Annotated in this window: 11 protein-coding genes; 4 read left to right on the top strand and 7 right to left on the bottom strand. The window is 36.8% G+C overall.

The window, feature by feature from the left end; genetic code table 11:
• Window positions 1–826, bottom strand: an 826-nt coding sequence (locus tag AC1DVB_RS04025; RefSeq protein ID WP_477588234.1) for a peptidylprolyl isomerase, incomplete at its 3' end; no start/stop codon positions are given.
• A gap of 200 nt (window positions 827–1026) precedes the next feature.
• On the opposite strand from AC1DVB_RS04025, the gene AC1DVB_RS04020 reads away from it, so the two are divergent.
• Together AC1DVB_RS04020 and AC1DVB_RS04015 are read left to right on the top strand one after the other, a co-directional pair.
• On the top strand, window positions 1027–1110 hold the full coding sequence (locus AC1DVB_RS04020; protein ID WP_141242671.1) for a YjcZ family sporulation protein: 84 nt from the start codon (window positions 1027–1029) through the stop codon (window positions 1108–1110).
• A 184-nt stretch (window positions 1111–1294) separates the two neighbouring features.
• Window positions 1295–1378, top strand: a complete 84-nt coding sequence (locus AC1DVB_RS04015) for a YjcZ family sporulation protein (RefSeq protein ID WP_057275797.1) — start codon at window positions 1295–1297, stop codon at window positions 1376–1378.
• A gap of 111 nt (window positions 1379–1489) precedes the next feature.
• Here AC1DVB_RS04015 and AC1DVB_RS04010 read toward each other — a convergent pair whose 3' ends face one another.
• Entirely contained in the window at window positions 1490–1672 is a 183-nt protein-coding gene (locus tag AC1DVB_RS04010; protein WP_034314696.1) for a hypothetical protein, read from the bottom strand.
• A gap of 108 nt (window positions 1673–1780) precedes the next feature.
• On the bottom strand, window positions 1781–2167 hold the full coding sequence (locus tag AC1DVB_RS04005) for a DUF3267 domain-containing protein (RefSeq protein WP_477588240.1): 387 nt from the start codon (window positions 2165–2167) through the stop codon (window positions 1781–1783).
• Between the two features lie 385 nt (window positions 2168–2552).
• On the opposite strand from AC1DVB_RS04005, the gene AC1DVB_RS04000 reads away from it, so the two are divergent.
• Window positions 2553–2879, top strand: a complete 327-nt coding sequence (locus AC1DVB_RS04000) for a DUF1878 family protein (protein ID WP_053534080.1) — start codon at window positions 2553–2555, stop codon at window positions 2877–2879.
• Window positions 2880–2881: 2 nt separating this feature from the next.
• On the opposite strand, the gene AC1DVB_RS03995 is transcribed toward AC1DVB_RS04000, so the two are convergent.
• Together AC1DVB_RS03995 and AC1DVB_RS03990 are read right to left on the bottom strand one after the other, a co-directional pair.
• Window positions 2882–3460 carry an HTH-type transcriptional regulator Hpr gene (locus AC1DVB_RS03995; RefSeq protein WP_034314691.1) on the bottom strand — a complete coding sequence of 193 codons (579 nt, stop codon included), beginning with the start codon at window positions 3458–3460 and terminating at the stop codon, window positions 2882–2884.
• 182 nt (window positions 3461–3642) lie between these two features.
• Window positions 3643–4008 (bottom strand): YtxH domain-containing protein, encoded by a 366-nt coding sequence (locus AC1DVB_RS03990; RefSeq protein ID WP_057275799.1) that lies wholly within the window; start codon window positions 4006–4008, stop codon window positions 3643–3645.
• 310 nt (window positions 4009–4318) lie between these two features.
• On the opposite strand from AC1DVB_RS03990, the gene yhzF reads away from it, so the two are divergent.
• Window positions 4319–4498, top strand: a complete 180-nt coding sequence (gene yhzF, locus AC1DVB_RS03985) for a membrane protein YhzF (RefSeq protein WP_034314687.1) — start codon at window positions 4319–4321, stop codon at window positions 4496–4498.
• A gap of 99 nt (window positions 4499–4597) precedes the next feature.
• On the opposite strand, the gene AC1DVB_RS03980 is transcribed toward yhzF, so the two are convergent.
• A complete protein-coding gene (locus tag AC1DVB_RS03980; protein WP_063577111.1) occupies window positions 4598–5116 on the bottom strand; it encodes a tryptophan transporter in 519 nt (172 codons plus the stop codon).
• 126 nt (window positions 5117–5242) lie between these two features.
• Window positions 5243–6346, bottom strand: a complete 1104-nt coding sequence (gene serC / locus AC1DVB_RS03975; protein WP_048677967.1) for a 3-phosphoserine/phosphohydroxythreonine transaminase — start codon at window positions 6344–6346, stop codon at window positions 5243–5245.
• Between the last annotated feature and the right edge of the window lie 210 nt (window positions 6347–6556).

The raw sequence follows: 6556 nt of genomic DNA, 5'->3' as shown, positions 1-6556 counted from the left end.
CTTTTAAATCTTTATCTTTAATCTTCACGTCCGCTTTTTTGACTTCTGAATTCAGAATGTCCTGAACTTTAGTTTGGTCAATTTGAGCGACTTTCAAATCATATTCAAGATCTTTTTTCATATCTTTGTATGATTCTTTTTCTTTTGTATCAAGAAGTTGGATGATGTGGTAGCCATAATCGGATTTAATCGGCTTGCTGATTTCATCTTTCTTCATTTTGTAAGCTTGCTCTTCAAATGCAGGAACCATTTCACCTTGTCCGAACCAGCCTAGCTCCCCGCCTTTTTCAGCTGTGCCTGTGTCCGTTGAATATTCTTTGGCAAGTTTGGCGAAGTCTTCACCTTTGTCCAATTTAGCTTTAACTTCATTGGCCGTTTTTTCGTCTTTCACGAGAATATGTCTCGCTTTGATTTGTGGTTTATAGTCTTCATAAGCTTTTTTCACATCAGCTTCTTTAACTTTTATATCGGCAACGGCTGCTTTTTCTTGAAGCATGCCGATTTTAAGTGCACGTTTAAGATCAGCTTCGCTCTTATATCCGGAAGAGGCCAGGGCCGTTTCGAAATTTTCACCCATTTGCGCTTTAAGTTCGTCCGTTTTAGCTTTAACTTCTTTATCCGTTACTGTATATTTTTCAGAAAGAACTTTTTCATAAACAAGTTCTTGAAGAACGGTTTCACCATAACGGTCTTTCATTACATTGTAAAATTCTTCTTTGGTTATATCCCCCGCTTTAGTTTCCACGACTGCTTCCTTGTCGCTGTTGCATGCTGTAAGTCCGATCAGCCCTGCAGTAACAGCAATCGATAATGCCCACTTCTTCATAAAAACAACTCCTAGTTATAAGTTTCTGGTTTGCTATTTTTTCGTATTTCCACAAAATTAACTATAACATATTCTGGTTACTTTACAAAAAATAATATATTGGTGTATGAATAAGATTTTTTTGAAAAATGGGTGTACGCCTACCCGGATATAAATCCATTACATATGATAAATCGAGGATAACAAAAGGGGGTAGCATAATGGGTAATGGATTTAACGGAGGCTTCGCTTTGTTAGTGGTGTTATTCATTTTATTAATAATTGTAGGATCAGCCTGTTTCTAATCGGCTACAAAATTACTAATGGAAAGAGCCCACTCCTTTTGCCATGGAGTTGAATAGGATAGGGTAGCCGCTCAACAAAAAGATTTAAGTGATTTTCAAGCTATGAAAGGAATGGATTCCTTTTGGCGGATTTAAGAGTGTGCATGAAATTACAATTACTTAAGAATGGAAAGGAGGAAGATCAATGTCTGGAGGAATAGGTGGAGGCTTTGCTCTAATTGTCGTTCTTTTCATCCTGTTAGTCATCATTGGAGCTTCTTGGTGCTAAACTCATAAACAAAAGGCGAAGCTTTTGCTTCGCCCTTTTTCTTTATGTGGATAATGCCCCGGGTATCACCAATGTATGTAACAAATGATGGACATCATTTGTTGCTCATCTCTACGTATACAAAATTTCAATATAGGAGGATAATAACATAATAGTAATTAATACATTAATGGTCCTGAATACTTTAGGCTGCCGGTCTTCAGCAATTTCCTTTTGAATGCATAAAGAGTTTGTCATTCTATTAATATTATAAAGGATCAAAATAGCAAAAATAATAAACCAGAACGAGATCAAAACCTAAAATCCCTCCTTGCAAAACATCATGTATAAATACGATACCAAATTATAATGAAAAAAGATACCTAAAAATCTTATCAGTCATCATTATGAATGAATAAGGAATCACTTTTGAATAAGTATATCGTATCCTTCGAGGTGTTCCTCGATAAAAGAATGCCTTGGGGAACCAATAAGGTTTTTTATATAAATAAAATCCGATACGCATAAGCCGGTGTGCAGGGATAATAAAATAGTGAAATAATGGATGTAATGCGGAAAACTAAGGGCACAACCAATCAATGTGACAGACATAATGACGAAAGGCAACACAAGGGTCAAGAGATAAAGATGCTTTCGAATCGGATCATGCACATTGACTCTGCATGTCAACACCAGGTTCCACTTCAAGGACCATGAAGTTTTCACTTTTTTACATAATAATCGTAAAGGTAAATAGTGTAATAGTTTGTGAACAGGATATAATAAGAGGAATAGGCTAAAAAATACCATTGTTTGATCGCCATACAAAATAACATGGGTTGAAAAGACACTTAATAATGTATAGATCAGAACAAAAGACATCAATATAGTAAAAACTGAAAAAAAGAGCAGACGGCAATTCCCATATTGTTTTGCCACGTCAATTGTTTTCCACGAATTCATTTCGAAATCAGCCCTCCAAAGCTGTTGAATATACTTACATACATTACGATGAATGGGTGGAAAAAGCAATGGAATTCTTGGATTATGTTTAAGATGAAATCACTTTTGTGAGTAAGCATGCAATGGGCAGGTTTTGAAATGGGGATCAGGTGGATTACCGAGTGTGAAAAATCAAAAATTGGTTATAAGTCTTTTATGTTAAATTGAATGATTGAATGGGGATTAGTGATTTATGAAAAATATAAATGAAGAAATGGAAATACTCCGTTTTCATCAACGGCTTTTATTAAACCTTATACGCAATCCGGAGGCCAAGTTGGACTATCTATTTGTGGAAAAAAATTTCACGAAGAAGGAAGCGGAAGAATTATTGGAAACATGTGATATCTTGAGCAAACGCTATGAAATAGAAAAAGCGGAAGGGTATATGAACTTTCGACCGCTTTTTAATCAATTTGAAAGAAAGGTTAATCCAAAAATAACTACAAAGGAATGCATTGATGCATGCATCTCACAAGGTTTATATGTATCATTCATGAAGGAAATGGATAGAGTATGAGATTAAACTGGCTCAGTTTCTTTCTCTATCTTTTTTTTTGTGATTTTACCCTCCACGTCCGTAAACTCCTGATCGATGTTATCGAAGGATCGTTCAAAGATTTGCATGAAGTCTTCACCGTATATATTTCGGATGATGGCCATCATTTCAATCATATCCGGAAACTTGCCATAAAGCTCACGCAATGGAAGTGCACCCGAGAAAGCGGAGTTCTTACTTGGGTCGTATGTCTCCATTAAATCAAGGAGAATTTTTTCACCTTCCGCTGTGATCTCTATATACGTATTCCTTTTGTCATTTTCCTTTTTTGAAAATGTTAAGTATCCGCGTTCCTCTAATTTTTTTGAAAAGTTAAATGCGGTAGAAACATGCATGACCCCAAATTTTGCAACATCTGAAATGGAAGATCCATTAAGATGGTAAGCAATCCAAAGAATATGGTGCTCATTGATGTTTAAATCATAGGGCTTGATCCATTGCTGCCAATCTTTTTCAATCGATTTCCATAATGCTTTGCTTAATTGTGCAATTCGTTGACTAAAAATCATTGCTTCTTTCATAGAATAATTTTTATTCTGCATATTATGGGCTCACCTACTTATAAGATTCTATATATTTATTATGACAATAAAATAAAAATTAATAAAGAAAAATATTTGCAAAATTTTTAGAAAATTTTAGTTTTTTAATGAATTCTCCATTCTTCTCCAATAAATCATGTAATTTATTGGGAAAAATGGAGAATCAAGCTTGTGTGACGATGTCAGCTATTTTTAGAAGTAGGGGCGGCCGCTTCCAATTCTTTCAATGAATTTTCAATTTCCTGAACGTTCTTCAATAATTCATTCTTATTGGGTTCGATTTCCCGCTTCCAGTTCTCGATGACGACCTGAACATCCGAAATGAATGTTTTTACCGTTTCTTTGCTGATTTGTGAAGCTTCCATCGTGTCATCTTTAATATTCTGCATTTTTACCTTTAATTCATCAATTGTAGCCTTAATTTCGTCGGTATTCGTCTTGATGCGGGTCCGTAGGTCTTTACCTGAACTTGGTGTCGAAAGTAAGGTTGCCGCACCAGCTACTACTGTTCCGGTCAAAAAGCCAATTAGTAATGATTTTGCTTTCATTAGGATCACCTCATTTTATAATATGTTTTCGCTTTCCATGGTCTTAATCCCTGCTGCATCAATTGGAAATTATGATAAATAGGGAGAGAAATACTATTGATATCAAAATACCATAATTTTCATCCTTATGGAAGAGAATCGACCATTTTATCTTTATATCACAAAAATATTTTTTTAAACTTAGAGAGTAAATATATAATATTTAAAAATAACTTGAAGCTTTAATAATAATGCTTCATATAAAGGGAAGAGCGGCATATAGATAATAAAAACAAGCTGTCGGAACTTGGATGGCACTGGTGGGTTAATAATGAAAATCATTTTTTTATTAGGCCTGGTATGCCTGTGCGGAATGGGGTATTTTCTAAGGCAAGCTAAATCTCCTGGCATCTATCCGCCTAGGAGGGTGCTCCAGGCTAGAGCCTTCGCTATGGGTCTCCCCGGGGTTTTACTGCTTTTCATTTGGTTTATGTGGATATTGATTCATTGACCATTGGAGGATGATTCTGACTAGAATTCCAGATTCATATGATTGGAAAAAAAAGCACCGGACTGTCCGGTGCTTTTTTAGGTATGATGATCCTGCTGCTTAAGCATTAATGGGTATATTTGATTTTCTTACGATGCCGTTCACAATTGGATAAATGATGACCATCGCAACTGTATTTAACAATACGGCAGGAAGCACAACAGCTCCGAAAAGTGCAACGAAAGGCCCTGGAAGGGAAACGATATAATAAGCCGAACCAAGGAAGACAGCGCCGGAAATCAATGTTCCAACGGCAGTCAAGATACTGACGGTGACAACGGATGTTGAAAACTTCTTTAGACTGATGAATAAAAGGTAAAACAGAAAGGCTGTTGCCAATTTGTCTATGATATTTGGGATCTGTCCTGCTGGAAATGTAGTTGTCATGGCAGAGATGGCTCCTGCTGCCAGGGCGACAATGAATACATTCTTCTTAGCGGGAAACAGGGTAATCGCCAAAAACATCATCAACAGCATCATATCCGGTTTCATTCCAAGGAAGAATCCAGGTATGATAAAATGCAGGGCAGCCCCAATCCCGATTAATAGGGACAGTGACACAAGGGTTTTCGTTTTCATTTACTCATCTCTCCTATTCTCATCTCAACTAACAGCTTTTCTTCAACAATGCACTATTGCTTGTTGCAAGAAGTTTAAAATAGTATATCATAAGACCTATTTTTTTAGAAGTTATATTTGTTTGAATTAAAGAGTTTGTGCTTCCTTCGCTTTATACGATTCCTGGAATTTCTTCATGAAATCAGCAAGGTCCTGGCAATGGGATAGAGGGACCGCATTATAGATGGATGCTCTGCAGCCGCCGATGGAACGGTGACCGTTCAGTCCTACGAATCCGGCTTCCTTCACTTCTTTAAGGAATTGCACTTCAGCTTCTTCAGACGGAAGCGTGAACGTTACGTTCATTAATGAACGGCTGTCCGGTAGGGCATGGCCTTTATAAAAACCATCACTGCCGTCGATGGCATCGTAAATGACTTTTGCTTTTTCTTCGTTGATTTCAGCAATCTTTTCCACTCCGCCCTGATCTTTTGCCCAATCCAGCACAAGGGACAATAAGTAAATGGCCAATGTCGGAGGAGTGTTGTATAAAGAATTATTTTTCGAATGGATCGAATAGTTCATCATGGATGGGATTTTGTCATTATCCGTTATTAAATCTTTACGGATGATAACGACTGTGATTCCCGACGGACCTAGATTCTTTTGTGCACCAGCATAGATGATGCCGAATTTACTAATATCAATCTTTTTGCTGAGAATATCACTCGACATATCGGCTACTAGTGGAATGTTGCCTGTTTCCGGGAAATCCTTCCACTGTGTTCCGTAAATCGTATTATTGCTTGTGATATGAAGATAGGCAGCATCGTCATTCAATTTGATATCTTCCACTTTAGGGATGAACGTATATTTTTCATCTTTGGATGAAGCGACTACGGCCGTTTCACCAACCTTTTTGGCTTCTTTTAATGCTTTTTCCGACCAAGAACCAGTGAGGACATAATCTGCCCTTTTTCCATCTTTCAAAATGTTCATGGGAATCATGGAAAATTGTAGACTTGCCCCTCCTTGCAGCAGGAGAACTTCATAATTTTCAGGAATTTCCATAAGATCTTTTAATGATTGAATGGCATGGTTATGAATCTTTTCGAATTCGGAACTTCTATGGCTTAATTCCATGACAGACATACCGGAATCCTCAATATTCAACCATTCATTTTGGGCTCTTTGTAAAACTTCTAAAGGAAGGGCGGCTGGCCCAGCGTTAAAATTACGTGCACGTTTCAATTTTTTTCCTCCTATGCGACTATGTGATAAAGTATTTGAGACTATTCATATATCCTACCAGAAAACTAAATTCAATTGGAGGAAAATTTAGAATTTTAAATCCGTTTTTTAATGATAGACCAAAGTAAAAAGGTCCTGCACTTTAAAGTGAGGACCAACTCGGGATCATTTTTTCAAGCAACGAAAGGAGAAAGAAACCTTCTTAACAGG

The sequence above is a fragment of the Peribacillus sp. P4_D6 genome, assembly GCF_056401795.1.
The sequence above is the reverse complement of the archived record's forward strand: the minus strand, read 5'-3'. Positions and strand labels throughout refer to the sequence as shown.